The following is a 14,790-nucleotide window of genomic DNA, read 5'->3' on the forward strand; positions in this document are numbered from 1 at the left end:
CATGCCACAGCCAATCTCCCCCCTTGTGGGGGAGATGGCCGGCAGGCCAGAGGGGGGTGTTGAAGCGCGGCCACGTTCCAGCCTTACGAGCTTACCTGCTCATCACGCCGAGCCACTCGTCGACCCAGGCCTTGCGGTTGGCGGCGACTTCGTCGGCGCTGAAGATGAGCGTCTTCGACGGCTTCACCAGTCTGTCGAAGGCGGGGTTGAGCGGCTTGTCGGTCTTGCCCGCCGGCAGCATCCAGTTGGTCTCCGGCACCACGTCCTGGAAGCCGGGCCCGGTCATGAAGGCCATGAACTTTTCCGACAGCGGGTTCTTGGCGCCCGTGGTGGTGATGCCGGCGACCTCGATCTGGAGATAGTGGCCTTCCTCGAAGGATGCGGCCTGGTAGCGCTCGGTGTTCTCGGCGACCATGTGGTAGGCGGGCGACGTCGTGTAGGACAGCACCATCGGCGCCTCGCCCTTGGTGAACAGGCCATAGGCCTCGCTCCAGCCCGGGGTGACGGTCAGGACGCGGCCCTTGAGCTTGGCCCAGGCCTCGGGTGCCTTGTCGCCATAGACCGACTTGACCCAGAGCAGCAGGCCGAGGCCCGGCGTCGAGGTGCGCGGATCCTGGATGGCGATCTTTTCCTCGGGATTGCCCTCGACCAGCTCCTTCAGGCTCTTGGGCGGGGTCTTCAGCTTCTCGGTGTCGTAGACCACGGCGAAGTAGCCGTAATCGTAGGGCACGAAGGTGTCGTCCTTCCAGTCGCCCGGCACCTTGATGTCGTCGCCGACGGTGCCGTGCGGCACGAACAGGCCGGTCGCCTTGGCCTCGGCGGTCAGGTTGGTGTCGAGGCCGAGCACGATGTCGGCCTTGGTCGAGGCCCCTTCGAGCTTGACGCGGTTGAGCAGCGCCACGCCGTCGGCCACCGAGACGAAATCGACCGTGCAGGCGCATTCGGCCTCGAAGGCCTTCTTCACCTGCGGGCCGGGGCCCCATTCGGCGGTGAAGCTCTCGTAGGTGTAGATGGTGAGCTTGTCTTCGGCCAAAGCCGGGAAAGCAGAGGCGGCAAGCGCCAGGGCGGATGTCAGCGACAGGATCAGCGAGCGCATCGGCGCCTCCTTCATTGGTGTTGAAAGGGAATTTGAAGCGCCGGGCGTCCGAAGCATCTAATCCCTCCGCCGGTACAAACCGGATCAGGTTCGGCGGGTTGGCCGGAACTTTCCATGCCTCTCAGCCGGCCCGCTTGCGCGCGACAGGCACCCCGTTAGAGCGATCCAAGAAATAGAGCCGGCGAAGGGGTGGTGCAAGCGCAAGTTTCAGGCATGCGCGGCGGCCTTCCGTTTCGGCTGCCGGGCTGGTAATGGCCACGGCATGAGCCGGTTCACCATCCTCCTCGGCGGCGAGGTCTTTCGCACGCCGCGCCTCGACAACCAGGTCGCGGGCAGCCGCGTGATCGCGGCCGATTCCGGCATCCGCCATGCGGCCGTGCTCGACCTGGTCCCGGAACTCTGGCTGGGCGACTTCGATTCCGTGCCGGCCGATCTCGATGCCCGCCTGGCCGGCCTGCCGCGCGAGACCTTTCCGGCCGACAAGGACAAGACCGACGGCGAGTTGGCCATCGCCGCGGCACTTGATCGTGGCGCCACCTCGCTGGTTCTCGCCGGCGCCTTTGGCGGCCCGCGCGCCGACCATGCCTTCCTGCATCTGGCGCTGGCGCTCAGGCTTGCGGAAGCCGGTACGGAGGTGCTGCTCACCAGCGGCCGCCAGGAGGGCGTGCCTTTGCTCCCCGGTGCCGCCGACTTCGACTATGAAAATGGCACGTTGTTTTCCGTGCTCGCCTTCTCCGCGCTCTCCGGCCTCTCCGAAGAGGGCGCCAAATGGCCTCTCGACAAGGTCGAGGTGCCGTTCGGTTCCTCGCTGACCTTGTCGAACGAAGTTCGCGGGCGGCTCAGCATATCGCTGGCCGACGGACGCGCCTTGCTTCTCGCACATCCCTTTCCCGCCTCGGAATTCTGAAAAATGGCGCCACCGCTCCTCAATCTCGACGGCATCCGCCTGACCTTCGGCGGCGTGCCGCTGCTCGACGGGGCGGCGCTCTCCGCCTCGGCCGGTGACAAGATCGCGCTCGTCGGCCGCAACGGTTCGGGCAAGTCGACGCTGCTCAAGATCGCCGCAGGCCTGGTCGAGCCGACCGACGGCGAGGTGTTCCGCCAGCCTTCGGCGACCATCCGCTATCTGCCGCAGGCGCCCGACATGGACGGTTTTGCCAGCGTCCGCGCCTATGTCGAGGCAGGCTTGGGACCGGCCGACGACCCGCATCGCGCCACCTACCTGCTCGATCACCTCGGCCTCACCGGCGAGGAGCGGCCCGGCGACCTTTCCGGCGGCGAGGCGCGCCGCGCAGCACTCGCCCGCGTCATGGCGCCGGAGCCGGACATCGTGCTGCTCGACGAGCCGACCAACCATCTCGACCTCTCGGTCATCGAGTGGCTGGAAGAAGAACTCATCCGCACCTCCTCGGCGCTGATCCTGATTTCGCACGACCGCCGTTTCCTCGAACGCGTCAGCCGCAACACCGTCTGGCTCGATCGCGGCCAGACGCGCCGGCTCGACCGCGGTTTCGCCCACTTCGAGGAATGGCGCGACCAGATCCTCGAGGAGGAGGAGCGCGAGCAGCACAAGCTCGGCCGCCAGATCGTGCGCGAGGAGCACTGGCTGCGCTACGGGGTGACCGCCAGGCGCAAGCGCAACATGCGCCGGCTCGGCGAGCTGCAGTCGATGCGCCAGCGCTTCCGCAGCCATCGCGGCGCCGAAGGCGTGGCCACCATGGTGGCGAGCGATGCCGCCGAATCCGGCAAGCTGGTCATCGAGGCCAAGAATATCGACAAGAGCTTCGGCGAGCTTTCGGTGGTCAAGGGGTTCTCGGCCCGCATCCAGCGTGGCGACCGCGTCGGCCTCGTCGGCCCGAACGGCGCCGGCAAGACGACGCTGCTCAAGATGCTGACCGGGGAGATGGAGCCCGATGCCGGCAGCGTCCGGCTCGGCGTCAATCTCGAGATCGCGACCCTCGACCAGAAGCGCGAGGCGGTCGATCCGAACGAGACGCTGACGAGCTATCTCACCGACGGGCGCGGCGAGAACCTCGTCATCAACGGCGAGCAGCGCCACGTCGTCTCCTACATGAAGGACTTCCTGTTCAAGCCCGAGCAGGCTCGCACGCCGGTGCGCGAGCTTTCCGGCGGCGAGCGCGCCCGGCTGATCCTGGCGCGCGTGCTGGCGCGCCCGGCGAACCTTTTGGTGCTCGACGAGCCGACCAACGACCTCGACATGGAAACGCTGGAACTGCTGCAGGAACTCGTCGCGGGGTTTGCCGGCACCGTCATCCTGGTCAGCCACGACCGCGATTTCCTCGACCGCACGGTGACCAGCATCATCGCGCCCGACGGCGACGGCAAATGGATCGAATATGCCGGCGGCTATTCCGACATGCTGGCGCAGCGCGGCGTGGCCAGGCTCGAGGACCGCAAGGCGCGCAAGCCGAATGCCGAGCCGTCGGGCGGCTCCCGGCCGGCGGCGGACGCCCCCAAGGCGGCGGCCAGGAAGCTCTCCTTCAAGCAGAAGTTCGCGCTCGACAACCTGCCCAAGAAGATCGAGGCGGTGACGGCATCGATCTCGCGGCTGGAGAACCAGATCGCCGACCCGGCCTTCTACGAACGCGACCCCAATGGCTTCCAGAAGACCATAGCGGCCCTCGACAAGGAGCGCGTGTCGCTGGCTGCGCTTGAGGAGGAATGGCTCGAGCTGGAGATGCTGCGCGAGGAGCTCGAAGGCTAAGGCCTGATTGCGACGAATGGCCCATGCGCATATGTTATGCGCATGGATCGAGGTGCTGCCATGCTTCAAAAGGCTCCCAAGCCCGTTCGCAAGCCGACGAACGTGACCATCGATGCCGCCCTGGTCGAAGAAGCCAAGGCGCTCGGCATCAACATATCGCAACTGGCCGAGGAGGCCTTGGCGAAGGCCGTCTCCGAGGAAAAGTCGCGGCGGTGGAAGATCGAGAACCAAGCTACGTTGGATGCTTGGAACGACTATGTCGACAAGAATGGGTTGCCTCTGGCCAAATACCGGTTGTTCTGATGGCCAGGTACCACCTGTTCGCTGGTCCGTATGACGGCAGTTATCTGCTCGACGTGCAGTCGGACCTGCTCGACCACCTGAAATCACGAGTAGTGGTGCCGCTGTTGCCTGCGGAAGACGCTCCGCCACCGGTCAGGAAGCTCAATCCGGTTTTCGATATCGATGGCCGAAAGCTGGTCATGGCTACACACCTCATCGGTGCTGTCGCGGTTTCCGAATTAGGAGAGGCGCGCGCCAATCTGGGCGAGCGCCATGACCAGATTATTGACGCCCTGGACATGCTGTTCCAGGGCTTCTGACGCGGACAGCGTCCTTCAGGGCCAATCGGCTCAGGCGGCCCTAGCCTGCCGCCTTGGCCTCCCAGGCCTTCATCGCTTCCTCGAACGCCTTGTCGCCCGGAATGCCCTTTTCCATGGTGAAGAGGGCGCGGCGGCCGGATTTGTAGACCACCGGCACGTCGATCCAGCTGCGGCGACGCAGCAGGTTCAGATTGGTGTCCATCTCGGCCTTGGTGTCGTTGAGCGCGACGAGGAAGAAGCCGTCGGCGATCTTGGCCGGGATGCCCAGGAGCGGGCTTCCCGCGTCCTGCTCGGAGCTCTTCAGCGCCACGCGCAGGATGTTCTCGATGCCGCCGCCCTCGAAGCCGTCGGGCGTCAGGAAGATCATCTCGAGTATATGGCTCGCCGGCAACGTCTTGTCGGCGTTGCGGCGGATGGTCATGCGCAGCTGGATGTCCTTGCCGGGGATCGTCGCCTCGGCGCGGATCGCGGGCTCCGGCGGCAGGTCGCCGCCGGGCGATTCCTGCACCACCGACCAGACCACCGAGCCGGGCTCGGCCGATCCCTGGGCCACGTTGGTGCGCTCCTCGTAGAAGATCGCCTTCTGGCCCACTGCAACCTGGGCGTTCTCGGTTGCCGCGGGCGCCGGATTGGCACCGGCCGCTTCGGCCGGCGCGGGCGCCGCCGGCGTCGGCGCGGGCGTTGCCTCGGGAGCCGTGGACGGCGCCTGGGTCAGCGCGGCGACGGAGGTGCCTTCGCCGATGCTGCTGCCGCCGCCGGCGGGACCCGGGTCGACTTCCTTGCCATCCGACGTCAGCCGCTGGGTGAGCTTGACCTGCCCGTCTTCAGCCGCCGGTTCGGCGTTCTGCTCGCCATTGGCGGGAGCCGGCGCCGCCGCCTCGTTTGCAGCCGGCGCGGGCGCGGCAGGCTTGTCGCTGCCGGAACCGATCAGCGCGTCGCGGTTCGACCACAGGGCGTAACCGCCGCCGCCGACCACCGCGACGGCCAGCACGGCCGCGATCAGGCCGCCGCCGATGCGGCGGCGCGGCTTCTGCCTGAATTTCTGGAACGGATCGGCATCGCTCTCCGGCGCATCGAAGTCATCGTCGCGAGCGGCTTCCGGCGTCTCGTCATACTGGTCGTCGTCGGCCAGGAATTCCGGCGGCGGGGCGCTTGGCCGCTGCTGCGGCGCGACCGAAGCCGCAGGGCGCGGCGGCGCCACGGGAGCGGGCGCGGGAGCCGGCGCCGGCGCAGCCGGTGCGGCCATGGCGGCCGGCTGGGCATGAACCGGCTTGTTCCTGTTGCGGTCGATGGAGGAGAAGACGTTCTCGAGTTCGGCCAGCGGGTCGTCGTAAGTCGGCTTCGGGCCGTACTCCGCCTCCACGGTCGCGATGGCGTCCTCAAGTGTCTTCTTCTGGCGGTCGGCGACGCTTTGCGGCGGCGGCGGGTTGATGGCGGCAAGCTTGGCCGAAATCGTCGCGCGGGCCTTGTCGTACACCCGCGCACGCATGGCCGGCGTCGTCTCGCCCATGCCGTCCAGCGTCTTCTTCAGAACCGCTACGAAGTCTGCCATGCTCTCGTCGACCTATCTGTTCATCCTCGGGCCGCGTCTCCGCCTGACATTGCGGCCCGCCGGGGTGTCAATAACTAGTCTTCAAACGGATCGGTCACAAGTATGGTGTCGTCCCGTTCGGGGCTGGTGGAAAGCAGCGCCACCGGAGCGCCGATCAGCTCCTCGATGTGGCGGACATACTTCACCGCCTGCGCCGGCAAGTCGTTCCAGCTGCGTGCGCCCGCCGTCGTGCCCTTCCAGCCTTCGAGCGTCTCGTACACCGGCTCGACGCGCGCCTGCGCGCCCTGGCTGGCCGGCAGGTAGTCGATCAGCTCGCCGTCGAGCTTGTAGCCGGTGCAGACCTTGATCTCGTCGAGGCCGTCGAGCACGTCCAGCTTGGTCAGCGCGATGCCCTTGATGCCGTTGACAGCGACCGCCTGGCGCACCAGCACGGCGTCGAACCAGCCGCAGCGGCGCTTGCGGCCCGTCACCACGCCGAACTCATGGCCGCGCGTGCCGAGGAATTCGCCGACCTCGTTCTGCTGCTCGGTCGGGAACGGGCCTTCGCCGACGCGGGTGGTGTAGGCCTTGGTGATGCCGAGCACGTAGTGGATCGATCCCGGTCCCATGCCCGAGCCCGCCGCCGCCTGGCCGGCGACGGTGTTGGACGAGGTGACGAAGGGATAGGTACCATGGTCGATGTCGAGCAGCGTGCCCTGTGCGCCCTCGAACAGGATGCGCTCGCCGGCACGCCGCTTGTCGTCCAGCACCTTCCAGACGCGGTCCATATAGGGCAGCACCTTGTCGGCGACCGAGGTCAGCTCGGCCATGATGGCTTCGTGGGTCACCTCTGGATGTCCGAGGCCGCGACGCATCGCATTGTGGTGCGTCAGCAGCCGGTCGACCTTGAGGGGCAGGGTGTCCAAATCCGCCAAGTCCATCACCCGCACCGCACGGCGTCCCACCTTGTCTTCATAGGCGGGGCCGATGCCGCGGCGGGTCGTGCCAATCTTCGTGCCCGAATTGGAGGCGGCGTCCTCGCGGAAACCATCCAGCTCGCGATGCAGCGACAGGATAAGCGCGGTGTTTTCGGCTATTTTCAGGCGATCCGGGCCGATCTCGACGCCCTGGGCGCGGATCTTTTCCAGCTCAGCCACGAAGGCGTGCGGATCGAAGACCACGCCGTTGCCGATGATCGAGAGCTTGCCTTCACGCACGACGCCGGAAGGCAGCAGCGACAGCTTGTAGACCTTGCCGTCGACCACCAGCGTATGGCCGGCGTTGTGTCCGCCCTGGAAACGGACGACCACGTCGGCGCGCTCCGACAGCCAGTCCACGATCTTGCCCTTGCCTTCGTCGCCCCATTGCGAGCCGACGACCACCACATTGGCCATGGTTCTTTCCTTCCGGTTTCGCGGGGAAGCCGCGAACAGTTCAAAATGACAGGCCTCTATAGCGCCAAGCAATTGGATGCGCGACCATTCTTTTGCCCTCCGAGGCATAACAAAATGCTGCTTTGGACGCATTTACTTGGCCCTTCGGCGCACTTACGCCGAACGTGCCAATTCCTGCCGCCGAAGGCGCGACCGAATGCATCGAAATGCCTACGTCCTGTTGCTGTTGACCGCCTTGTTCTGGGGCGGCAACTCCGTCGCTGGCAAGCTGGCCGTCGGGCATGTCTCGCCGATGCTGCTGACGGCGCTGCGCTGGGGCATCGCCGCCGTCATCCTCGGCGCCATCGGCTGGCGGCGACTCAGGCTCGACTGGCCAGCCGTGCGCAGGCATCTGCCGCTGCTCACCTTGCTCGGGGCGCTCGGCTTCACGGTCTTCAACGCCGCGCTCTACTCCGCCCTCAACTTCACCACGGCGATCAACACCAGCATCGAGCAGGCAGGCATACCGATGTTCATCTTCGCCGCCAACTTCCTGCTCTTCCGCATCAAGGTCGCGATCGCCCAGGTCTTTGGCTTCGTGCTGTCGCTGACCGGCATCGCGCTCACCGCCAGCCATGGCGATCTTACGACGCTGCTCATGCTCGACGTGAATTTCGGCGACACGCTCATGCTGATCGCGGTGCTGGTCTACAGCGCCTATACGGTCGCCCTGCGCTTCAAGCCGGAAATCCACTGGCAGAGCCTGATGATCGTCCTGACCGGATCGGCCTTCGTCATGTCGATCCCGTTCGCGCTGTGGGAGATGAATACCGGCCGGCTGATCCTGCCGGATGCGACGGGCTGGCTGCTCACCGGCTACATCGTGCTGTTCCCCTCGACCATCGCGCAGATCTTCTACATCCGCGGTGTCGAGCTGATCGGCGCCAACCGTGCCGGGCTGTTCATCAACATGGTGCCGATTTTCGGCACCATCCTTTCGGTCCTCATCATCGGCGAGGACTTCCAGCTCTACCACGCGATCGCCTTCACGCTGGTGCTCGGCGGCATCTGGATCGCCGAGCACAGCGGCCGCAAGATGGCGCTGGAACCGCAGAACACCAATCCGGGCTGAGCTGTCGAAAGGCCAAAGAAAAAGGCGCAGCCAAGCCGCGCCCTCTTCAGCCTTGGGAGGCTATGCTTTTGGCCTTCGCTCAGAAGCCGTTGACGTCGAACTGCAGGCGCCTGGCCGAGTCGATCGACTTGTGCGCGCGTACCTTGGCCAGCACGTCCTCGGGGAACGGCGCGTCGAGATAGAGCAGGGCGATGGCGTCGCCGCCCGGATGGTCGCGGCCGAGGGAGAAGTTGGCGATGTTGACGCCGTTCTCACCGCAGACGGTGCCGAGCAGACCGATGATGCCGGGCGCATCCGCATTGGTGGTGTAGAGCATGTGCTGACCCACCTCGGCGTCGAGGTTGATGCCCTTGATCTGGATGAAGCGCGGCTTGCCGTCGGAGAAGCAGGTGCCGGCGATCGAGCGGGTCATGTGCTCGGTCTTGACGGTCAGCTTGATGTAGCCGTCGAACACGCCCGACTTGTCGCGCTTGACCTCGGCGACGATGATGCCGCGCTCCTTCACCATGATCGGCGCGGAGACCATGTTGACGTCCGCGACCTGCGGCCGGATCAGGCCGGCAAGTGCGGCGCTGATCAGCGCCTTGGTGTTCAGCTGCGCCGTCGAGCCGTCGAACAGGATCTCGACCTCGGTAATGGGGTCTTCCGTCACCTGGCCGACAAAGGCGCCGAGCACTTCGGCGAGCTTGACGAAGGGCTTGAGCCGCGGGGCTTCCTCGGCGGTGATCGAGGGCATGTTGATGGCGTTGGTGACCGCACCCTTGGTCAGGTAGTCCGACATCTGTTCGGCTACCTGGAGGGCTACGTTCTCCTGCGCCTCCGAGGTCGAGGCGCCGAGATGCGGCGTGCAGACCACGTTCTCCATGTTGAACAGCTCGTTCTGGTCGGCCGGCTCGACCTCGAACACGTCGACGCCGGCGCCTGCCACCTTGCCGCTCTTCAGCGCGGCGATCAGATCCTTCTCGACCACCAGGCCGCCGCGGGCGCAGTTGATGATGCGCACGCCGTTCTTCATCTTGGCGATCGCCGCGGCGTCGATGATGTTGCGCGTCTTGTCGGTCAGCGGCGTGTGCAGCGTGATGAAGTCAGCGCGGGCAAGCAGCTCGTCGAGCTCGACCTTCTCGACGCCCAATTCCTCGGCGCGATGCTCCGACAGGAACGGGTCGAAGGCCACGACATGCATCTTGAGGCCGACGGCGCGGGTGGCGACGATCGAGCCGATGTTGCCGCAGCCGATCAGGCCGAGCGTCTTGCCGGTGATCTCGACGCCCATGAAGCGGTTCTTCTCCCACTTGCCGGCATGCGTCGAGGCATTGGCCTCGGGGATCTGGCGGGCAACGGCGAACATCAGCGCGATGGCGTGCTCGGCGGTGGTGATCGAATTGCCGAACGGCGTGTTCATGACGATGATACCGCGGCGCGAGGCGGCCGGGATGTCGACATTGTCGACGCCGATGCCGGCGCGGCCGATGACCTTGAGATTGGTCGCGGCCGCAATCAGCTTCTCGGTCACCTTGGTGGCCGAGCGGATGGCGAGGCCGTCATACTGGCCGATGACTTCGAGCAGCTTTTCCTTGTCCTTGCCGAGATCGGGCAGGTAGTCGACTTCGACGCCGCGGTCCTTGAAGATCTGGACGGCGGTGGTGGAGAGTTTGTCGGAAACGAGAACGCGGGGCATGGGCAAATCCTCTTGCGATTGGCCTGCCTCCCTTGAGGGGAGGGTGGTCGCCTGGCGACCGGGTGAAGTTGTCGAGGCCGGGTGGGCCTTTGAATTCTTGGGAATGGGGAGCGGGTGGACAGGACCCACCCGGCTCACTTCGTTGCCACCCTCCCCTCATGGGGGAGGGAGTGCGGCGTCAGGCTGCGGCCTTGAGCGCGGCCTTCTGATTGGCGAAGGCCCAGTCGAGCCACGGCATCAGGGCTTCGAGATCGGACGCCTCGACGGTAGCGCCCGTCCAGATGCGCAGGCCGGGGGGCGCATCGCGATAGGCGCCGATGTCGAAGGCGACGCCTTCCTTCTCCAGCGCCGAGACCATTGCCTTGGCGAAAGCCGCCTGGCCGTCCTTGTCGAGTGCCGCCACGTCCGGGTCGACGATCGACAGGCAGACGGAGGTGTTCGAGCGCGTTTCCGGCACGACGGCCAGGTGACCCAGCCAGGGCGATTTCTCGACGAAACGGTCGATGACGGCGAAGTTGGCGTCTGCGCGGGCGACCAGCGCGTCCAGCCCGCCCAGGCCCTTCGCCCAGACGAGCCCGTCGATGTAGTCCTCGACGCAGAGCATCGACGGCGTGTTGATGGTCTCGCCCTTGAAGATGCCCTCGATCAGCTTGCCGTTCGAGGTCATGCGGAAGATCTTCGGCAGCGGCCAGGCCGGCTTGTAGGTCTCGAGCCGCTCGACGGCGCGAGGGCTCAGGATCAGCATGCCGTGCGCGCCTTCGCCGCCCAGCACCTTCTGCCAGGAGTAGGTGACGACATCGAGCTTCCGGAAGTCGAGGTCCTGTGCGAATGCGGCCGAAGTGGCGTCGCAGATGGTCAGGCCCTTGCGGTCGGCGGGGATGAAGTCGCCATTGGCGACGCGCACGCCCGAGGTGGTGCCGTTCCAGGTGAAGACCACGTCACGGTCGAAATCGACCTTGGAGAGATCCGGCAACTCGCCATAGGCGGCTTCGAACTTGCGCACGTCGGCGAGCTTGAGCTGCTTGACCACGTCGGTGATCCAGCCGGCGCCGAAGCTTTCCCAGGCGACCATGTCGACGCCGCGCTCGCCGAGCAGCGACCAGAGCGCCATCTCGACGGCGCCCGTGTCGGAGGCCGGAACGATGCCGATGCGGTAGTCGGCGGGAACCTGGAGCACTTCGCGCGTCAGCTCGATCGCCTGCTCGAGCTTGGCTTTGCCGATCTTGGCGCGGTGCGAGCGGCCCAAAGGCGCGTCGGCGAGCGCCTGGAGCGACCAGCCGGGACGTTTTGCGCAGGGACCTGAGGAGAAATTGGGATTTGCCGGACGGAGTCCGGGCTTGGCGACGATCGTCATCGTGGTTCTATCCTTCCAGATAGTTGGCCCCTCGTTGGGGAGGGGTGGCCCACGGACGGCGATACAGAAACTGGCCCGGAATCGCAATAGGCAATGTGACGCAAGGTGACATCTGCGCCTGCGTGCCGCATGCCGAAATGGCATTTCCCGCGTACCGCCGCCGCCAAGCGGCAAACTTGCGTGGCACTGGAGGCCACTGCCGTCCGTGTCGCCATCGCAACAGGCGTGGGGAAACGCGCTTCCGGGCTGGGACGCCTCGTTGCGCCTTGGCCCCGGCTGATGCCGGGGCTCTTGTTGTGGGCGGCCGGTAGGCGACAGCGCCAAGCCCGGACAGGGCGGCATCCCATCGCGTCCGAATCGTCAGCCGCATTTGTCTCGTCGAAAATTCTTTGAATTCTCCAATGTACCAGATATTAGCTTCCTTTTCATCTGCGTATGCTGACATGGCGCTCGACATATTCCTGTATAGGTTGTGATAGGATTGCAACATTGACCGCAATTATGCGATGCAAGGTTGTATTTGAGGCTGATGCCACCCCCGTTCGTGCTATCTTTCAAGCAATGGAAGTAATGGAGCGGGATATGAAGAAGATAATCTTGGTGTCGGTCTTGACGCTGCTTGCAGGTACGGCATATGCCGCCGATGCGGTGGTAGAACCGGAGGCGGCGCCGGTCGCGGAACTGACGCCGGCCTTCGTCTGGAGCGGCGGCTATGTCGGCCTTCAGGGCGGCTACGGCTGGACGGATGTCGATGTGGATGTGGACTTCGACCCCGGCTTTTCGGATTCGTTCGATGCCAATGGCGGGGTCGCCGGCCTGTATGCCGGCTACAACTTCCAGTCCGGCAGCTTCGTCGGCGGCATCGAGGCCGACATCAACAAGGCGTGGATCGACGAGACGGCCTTGGTCGGCCCGATCGAGGCGGATACCGAGCTCGACTGGTTCGGCTCGATCCGCGGCCGCGCCGGCTTCGCCTTCGACAGGGCGCTTGTCTTCGGCACGGCCGGCGTCGCCTTCGCCAGCGCCTCCGCCGACGTGCTGGGCGAGAGCTACGATCTGAATTATACGGGCTGGACGATTGGTGGCGGCGCCGAATATGCCGTGACCGACAACATCACGCTGCGTGGCGAATACCGCTACTATGATTTCGGCAGCGACGACTTCGATGTCGGTCCCGTCAACGTCGAAGCCGATCTCAGGATGCACGCGATCTCGTTCGGCGCGGCCTACAAGTTCTGATCCGCGGTCACGGCGCAGAAACGAAAAGACCCCGGCGGATCGCCGGGGTCTTTTCGTGTTTGCAGACAGTCGCGGTTCGCGCCGGTCACCAGATCTCGTAGCGCAGGCCGACCTTGATCTCGTGCTGGTCGAGGCCGCCGTCCTTGCCCTGGATGCCCCTGGCGCCTGCCGCGGAATCGGTGGCGTTCCAGCCGAACATGTCGCCGCCGTCGATGCGGCGGTACTTGTAGCCCAGGTCGACCTTCAGGTTCTGCGACAGGTCGTAGGCGACACCGGCCATGAGCGCGTAGGTGAAGCGCCAGTCCTTGGCGCCGCCGCGCGTGTCGGTGGCCGGTGGCGCTACGGGGCAGACGGCTCCGCCGCCGTCCACGCAGTAGTTGGTGCTGCCGAGATCGGACCAGCTGACATAGGAGTAGCCGGCGCCGGCGCCGACATAGGGCGTGAAGCCGACATAGGTGCCGAGATCGGCATAGGCATTGGCCATGATGCTGATGGCCGACATTTCGGCGCTGTCCTCGCTGCGGCAGGTGGTGCCCGCCGGGCCGCCGCAGGGCGTGGTGCTCGACGTCGTGCCGGAGAAGTCGGCGCGGAAGCCGTCGACCGTCACGTCGCCGCGGAAGTAGTCGGTGAAGCGATAGCCGACGCCGCCGCCAAAGGTGAACTCGCCGTCAAGGTCTTCGCTGTCGAAGGATGCGCTGCCATAGGTCGACGGCGCGGTGAAGGTGCGGTAGCTGGCCGAGCCGGCGCTGGTCGAAAGGGCATAGCCGATGTCACCGCGCAGGTACCAGCCGGAGCCGACTTCGACCGGGACGTATTCCGGCGCCTCTTCGACGACGATCGGCGGATCGTAGTCGGCGGCCGTGGCAGCCAGCGGCCAGAGCGTCATCGCCGCAAGCGCCAGTGCCGCGCGATATTTGAGCATCATGGGTGCATTCTCCCGAAATGGCGCCGGTGTTGCCCGTGATTCCAGCCGCCGTCGGGAGTATTGTTAACCATAGTGGTTAAGTCGCAGTTAAGGATAACGATTGGTTAGCAGGCCCATCGCTCCGACTTAAAAACGAAACCGCCCGGCGCGTGGGCCGGGCGGTTCGAAGGGCTTCGGTGGATGGTCTGGTCAGCCTAGTTCAGCGAGTAACGGACGCCGAGCTTGAGGTCGTGCGAGGCGATGTTCTTGAACGTGATGCCGGGGAGCGAGGGCTCCGCCGGATCGAAGTTGTAGAGGGTGCCGGTACGCGCGTCGCCGAGGTTGACGTAGCTGTAGCCCAGGTCGATGGTCATGCGTTCGGTGGCTTGAATGCCGATACCGGCGTGCAGGGCCCAGGCGAAGTTCCACTTCGAGGTGGTGTTGGCGTAGCCGCCGCCGCCGTTGATTTCATTGACGTCGCGGAAGTTCGAGATGGTGTTGCGCGAGGCGCCGATGCCGGCGCCGACATAGGGCGTGATGCCGCTGAAGGTACCCAGGTCCGCGTAGGCGTTGGCCAGGAACAGCCATTCCGACTTCTTGCCGCTGTAGTCGTTGGTGTAGGTGGTGGGTGGCGCGCCGGTCCACGTCACCCGGTCGAGCGCATTGAAGTCGGCCGCGCCGCGATATTCGACGCCGATGTCGCCGCGCAGGTAGTCGTTGAACTTGTAGCCGATGCCCACGCCCATGATCGGGGCGGACGAGAAGTCTCCCTCGTCGAGCCAGGTGTGGTCGATGATGCCGGGATTCTGAAAGGCCTCCGATTCCAGCCTGTCGAGGAATTGGTTGCTCATGCCGATGTTGCCGCGCAGGTACCAGCCGCCATAGGACGGCTGCTCGACCTCGATGACGGGCTCGACCGGGTCTGCCGCGAATGCCGGGGCCGCGACGCCCACCAACAGCGCGGCGACAAATGCCTTTGTTCCAAAGTTGTGCATGATGAATACCCTATACTTACGGACCCGCTACGTGCCCGACCATGACTAACCGGCGTGGATAATGCTTGGTATAGGTTAAGGCCGGCTTAACCCTGCCGATTAACCACGAATGCTTGGCGGCAACTTTGCCGGCGCAAGTCGAGCGCAGCCCGGCGCGCACA

At 65.4% G+C, this 14,790-nt stretch carries 13 protein-coding genes and 1 riboswitch; of the genes, 6 read left to right on the forward strand and 7 right to left on the reverse strand.

What is annotated here, in order from left to right; translation table 11 throughout:
- Positions 1–91 precede the first annotated feature (91 nt).
- Positions 92–1,096 (reverse strand): thiamine ABC transporter substrate binding subunit, encoded by a 1,005-nt coding sequence (gene thiB, locus J2X50_RS09370; protein WP_429094203.1) that lies wholly within the window; start codon positions 1,094–1,096, stop codon positions 92–94.
- 44 nt (positions 1,097–1,140) lie between these two features.
- Positions 1,141–1,261: riboswitch (TPP riboswitch) on the reverse strand.
- Between the two features lie 97 nt (positions 1,262–1,358).
- On the opposite strand from thiB, the gene J2X50_RS09375 reads away from it, so the two are divergent.
- From J2X50_RS09375 to J2X50_RS09390, 4 genes are read left to right on the forward strand one after another with little or no spacing between them, the layout of a single operon-like run.
- Complete coding sequence (locus J2X50_RS09375) at positions 1,359–2,003, forward strand: thiamine diphosphokinase (protein WP_429094205.1); 645 nt, start codon at positions 1,359–1,361, stop codon at positions 2,001–2,003.
- 3 nt (positions 2,004–2,006) lie between these two features.
- Positions 2,007–3,821: an ABC-F family ATP-binding cassette domain-containing protein gene (locus J2X50_RS09380; protein WP_429094207.1), complete on the forward strand. Its 1,815-nt coding sequence runs from the start codon at positions 2,007–2,009 to the stop codon at positions 3,819–3,821.
- A 60-nt stretch (positions 3,822–3,881) separates the two neighbouring features.
- Positions 3,882–4,124 (forward strand): type II toxin-antitoxin system CcdA family antitoxin, encoded by a 243-nt coding sequence (locus J2X50_RS09385; RefSeq protein WP_429094209.1) that lies wholly within the window; start codon positions 3,882–3,884, stop codon positions 4,122–4,124.
- On the forward strand, positions 4,124–4,423 hold the full coding sequence (locus J2X50_RS09390) for a CcdB family protein (RefSeq protein ID WP_429094211.1): 300 nt from the start codon (positions 4,124–4,126) through the stop codon (positions 4,421–4,423). Before J2X50_RS09385 ends, J2X50_RS09390 begins: the two co-directional genes overlap by 1 nt.
- A 40-nt stretch (positions 4,424–4,463) precedes the next feature.
- On the opposite strand, the gene J2X50_RS09395 is transcribed toward J2X50_RS09390, so the two are convergent.
- Both J2X50_RS09395 and J2X50_RS09400 read right to left on the reverse strand, forming a co-directional pair.
- On the reverse strand, positions 4,464–5,975 hold the full coding sequence (locus tag J2X50_RS09395) for a hypothetical protein (protein WP_429094213.1): 1,512 nt from the start codon (positions 5,973–5,975) through the stop codon (positions 4,464–4,466).
- Positions 5,976–6,049: 74 nt separating this feature from the next.
- Complete coding sequence (locus J2X50_RS09400) at positions 6,050–7,348, reverse strand: adenylosuccinate synthase (RefSeq protein WP_429094215.1); 1,299 nt, start codon at positions 7,346–7,348, stop codon at positions 6,050–6,052.
- Positions 7,349–7,544: 196 nt separating this feature from the next.
- On the opposite strand from J2X50_RS09400, the gene J2X50_RS09405 reads away from it, so the two are divergent.
- A complete protein-coding gene (locus tag J2X50_RS09405; protein ID WP_429094217.1) occupies positions 7,545–8,459 on the forward strand; it encodes a DMT family transporter in 915 nt (304 codons plus the stop codon).
- Positions 8,460–8,538: 79 nt separating this feature from the next.
- Here J2X50_RS09405 and serA read toward each other — a convergent pair whose 3' ends face one another.
- Together serA and J2X50_RS09415 are read right to left on the reverse strand one after the other, a co-directional pair.
- Positions 8,539–10,137 (reverse strand): phosphoglycerate dehydrogenase, encoded by a 1,599-nt coding sequence (gene serA / locus J2X50_RS09410; protein WP_429094219.1) that lies wholly within the window; start codon positions 10,135–10,137, stop codon positions 8,539–8,541.
- 178 nt (positions 10,138–10,315) lie between these two features.
- Positions 10,316–11,491 carry a phosphoserine transaminase gene (locus J2X50_RS09415; protein WP_429094221.1) on the reverse strand — a complete coding sequence of 392 codons (1,176 nt, stop codon included), beginning with the start codon at positions 11,489–11,491 and terminating at the stop codon, positions 10,316–10,318.
- Between the two features lie 582 nt (positions 11,492–12,073).
- On the opposite strand from J2X50_RS09415, the gene J2X50_RS09420 reads away from it, so the two are divergent.
- Complete coding sequence (locus tag J2X50_RS09420; protein WP_429094223.1) at positions 12,074–12,730, forward strand: outer membrane protein; 657 nt, start codon at positions 12,074–12,076, stop codon at positions 12,728–12,730.
- A gap of 85 nt (positions 12,731–12,815) precedes the next feature.
- Here the strand turns inward: J2X50_RS09420 and J2X50_RS09425 are convergent, their stop codons facing one another.
- Positions 12,816–13,655 (reverse strand): outer membrane beta-barrel protein, encoded by an 840-nt coding sequence (locus tag J2X50_RS09425; RefSeq protein ID WP_429094225.1) that lies wholly within the window; start codon positions 13,653–13,655, stop codon positions 12,816–12,818.
- A gap of 194 nt (positions 13,656–13,849) precedes the next feature.
- A complete protein-coding gene (locus J2X50_RS09430) occupies positions 13,850–14,629 on the reverse strand; it encodes an outer membrane protein (RefSeq protein ID WP_429094226.1) in 780 nt (259 codons plus the stop codon).
- Positions 14,630–14,790 lie beyond the last annotated feature (161 nt).

Origin of the sequence: Aminobacter sp. BE322 (genome assembly GCF_050433525.1) — a bacterium.
Taxonomy (GTDB): Bacteria; Pseudomonadota; Alphaproteobacteria; order Rhizobiales; family Rhizobiaceae; genus Aminobacter.